This is a genomic window from Rummeliibacillus sp. POC4, assembly GCF_003576525.1.
In the GTDB taxonomy this organism is placed as follows: Bacteria; Bacillota; Bacilli; order Bacillales_A; family Planococcaceae; genus Rummeliibacillus.
Map to the genome: position 1 here is coordinate 1 of NZ_QWUA01000076.1, position 2,587 is coordinate 2,587.

General features: G+C 31.9%; 2 protein-coding genes. Both read right to left on the reverse strand.

The window, feature by feature from the left end; genetic code table 11:
- Positions 1–136: 136 nt before the first annotated feature.
- Positions 137–1,468 carry an arsenic transporter gene (locus D1606_RS15920; RefSeq protein WP_119417002.1) on the reverse strand — a complete coding sequence of 444 codons (1,332 nt, stop codon included), beginning with the start codon at positions 1,466–1,468 and terminating at the stop codon, positions 137–139.
- A gap of 286 nt (positions 1,469–1,754) precedes the next feature.
- Positions 1,755–2,357 (reverse strand): DedA family protein, encoded by a 603-nt coding sequence (locus tag D1606_RS15925; RefSeq protein WP_119417001.1) that lies wholly within the window; start codon positions 2,355–2,357, stop codon positions 1,755–1,757.
- Between the last annotated feature and the right edge of the window lie 230 nt (positions 2,358–2,587).

Sequence of the window (2,587 nt, forward strand, 5' to 3'; positions counted from 1 at the left end):
CCCTGAACTTGATGACGATGATCTACCTCTCCCTCTTTTACCTTTAGGCATTTCTTTTCTTTCCCCCTTATAAATTAATTGATATTAATATACGCAGAGCATTCTTAAACTGTTAGACAAATGCCCTATAATTCTATTAAAAAATCCAAGTAACCCAGTAATATAAAATGACTAATGTAAATAACAATGTTGGCGGTATAATAACAACCGTTATTCTAATATATTCTGACCAGGAAATTTTGACATTTCCACTTCTTACAATGTGCATCCACATTAATGTAGCGAGCGTTCCCATCGGAAGTAACAAAGCACCTATATCACTTCCTATCACATTCGCCAGATAAGCCACTTTAAGTGAAATTGCATCAAGGGGCATATTCGTTAATGTAATTGTACCGACCATCAAGGCAGGATGATTATTGAATATATTTGATAATAGAGTTAAAAGGATACCCATCAATACACTTGTATGAAGTAGACTTCCTGATACCAGAGGAGACATGATATGAATTAGCATATCCGTTAAACCAATATTATTGAGCCCATAAATAATGACATACATACTAAATGCAAAAGCGATGATATACCAAGGTGTCTTCTTTAACATGTCATTTGGTGGAACCTTCAAATAGGCCCATCTCCACCCTAGTAATATAAACGATCCAATTACCGACATTAAGGAAAGCGGTATAGAAAAGTATGATGCTACAAATAGACTAAGGCGTACAGCGAGCACAAATATGAGTATATTTCGTACAAACTTTGTACGGTTTTTTTCAATAGTATATACAGAACTTTGTTTAAGAGGATGATAAGCAGGTAATGATAAACCATTTACCTTTGTAGGAATCGTTTTTGGGATAATTTTTTTAAAGCGAAGAAATAAAAGTGTAGCTAACAAGATTAATCCAAGTGTTGCAGGAACAAACATCATAAGTGTATGCATATACAAATCCATATGAACAATTTTCAGCGCAATTAGATTAACAATGTTACTAACGCCAATTGGAGCACTTGATGCAGTTGCGATTAATCCACCCGAAAGGAGATAGGGAACTTTTTGATGATTTTTTAACCCCATATTATTTAATAACATGACTAATATAGGGGTTGTTATTAAAATGCTACCATCATTATTAAAAAAAAGCGTCATCATAAAACATAAAAGATTGACATACCAGAATAATCGAATGCCCGAACCCTTTGCTTTTTCTGTTAATTTTTCTGCAACCCAATGAAAAAGGCCAAAACTTTCTAAGACGATTGCCATAACAATGGTAGCCATAATCGTTATGGCTGCATCACTGATTGTTTCTGCAATAATAGCTAAATCAGAAAGTGAGACACTTCCAGTGAGTATAATAACAATAGCACCAATAGTAGCAGGTATAGCTTCATTAATGCCTTTTGGCCTCCACAAAATAAACACTAATGTGACCAAAAAGGTGATAATCGTTATAAAAACCATTGGCTGCATATTATTCTACCTTCCATCTAACAATTTTGATATTGATGATTATCATGATTATTCTTCACAGGATTAAACAAAATTCCCTCCCTTTTATTCATAGAATAGTAATGCGTACAATATTTATATGTAATTAAAACAACTTGACATAGTGCAATACCTATTTTGACTGTGACACTTATAACTAAATTCTTTATGAAACAACCAAATCTAAAAAATACATATAATAATAAATTGCACAAAAAATAAAGCCACAAATACGTAAAAGTATTTGCGGCCGAACTCTTTACTTTCGAGTTTTTATAAACCATATAATCAACATCAAAAAAAGTATTGCTAGTAAGATCAACACAACATTAGAATATATATCTACATATTCCAAAATTGTATTCCAAGATGACCCTAATTTCGCACCTATAGTTACCAAAACACTATTCCAAATTAAAGAGCCTATCATTGTGAAAAATAAAAATATACCAAAGTTCATACGTGCCATACCTGCTGGAATGGAAATTAGACTTCTTACAATTGGAACAAGTCTACCTATTAAGACTGCCCAAACCCCAATTTTGCGAAACCAAGCATCTGCTTTTTGAACATCTTTTTGTGTTAATCGCAATATATGCCCCCAACGATTAACAATTTTTTCTAACTTGTCTACATCTAGAAGCCTTCCTATTCCAAAAAGAACAATTGCACCAATAATGGATCCTATCGTTGAGAAAATAATAACTCCCATAACAGTTACATCAGAAGTTGTCGTCAAAAATCCACTAAATGTCAAAATAACTTCAGAAGGTATGGGCGGAAAAATATTCTCTAAAGCTATCAATAGAACAATTCCTAAATATCCATATGAATTCATTACTTCAATAATCCAATTTTCCAAGTTAGCGCTCCTAATCATTTTATTTATGTTTATAATAATACTTTAATGTAGAGTTCATCGTTAACAAGATCCATAAGAATTTAATTCATACTCTATATAAATAATACAATAATAAATTAAATAGAACCATCCATAACAAAGTGATTCTATTTATGGTTCAATTTCCATCATATAATACTATAAAAATAGATACTAAAAAAGCACAACTGAATAAACAGTTGTGCTTTTAG